Below are 261 nucleotides of genomic sequence, written 5' to 3'. Positions count from 1 at the left end.
AAAAATATCACCGGCGATCAGTAAGGCGTCGACGCGCTCGCGCACCAGCGTTAGCACCAGCCAGTCCAGAAACGCCTGGTGTTCGGCGGCACGTTCGAATTGATGCAGGGTTTGACCGATATGCCAGTCAGAGGTATGAATGAAGCGCACAGAGTATCCTTGGAGTCAAACGGAGAGCGAAGGCTGCGCAGCTGAAATCCGCGCCTTCCTCAAAAAGCTCGCTGAATATAACGCACAAGTGCGTTGTTGATAAGTGTAAGC

Annotated in this window: 1 protein-coding gene; it reads right to left on the bottom strand. The window is 53.3% G+C overall.

Going from position 1 to position 261, the window contains the following annotated elements:
• A partial coding sequence (locus tag QN347_RS20185) for a metallophosphoesterase family protein (protein ID WP_323494458.1) occupies positions 1-150 on the bottom strand: 150 nt, incomplete at its 3' end.
• Between the last annotated feature and the right edge of the window lie 111 nt (positions 151-261).

Source organism: Sphingomonas sp. 10B4, assembly GCF_035019905.1.
Taxonomy (GTDB): domain Bacteria; phylum Pseudomonadota; class Alphaproteobacteria; order Sphingomonadales; family Sphingomonadaceae; genus Sphingomonas; species Sphingomonas glacialis.
This window is presented reverse-complemented; position numbering and strand designations above follow the sequence as displayed.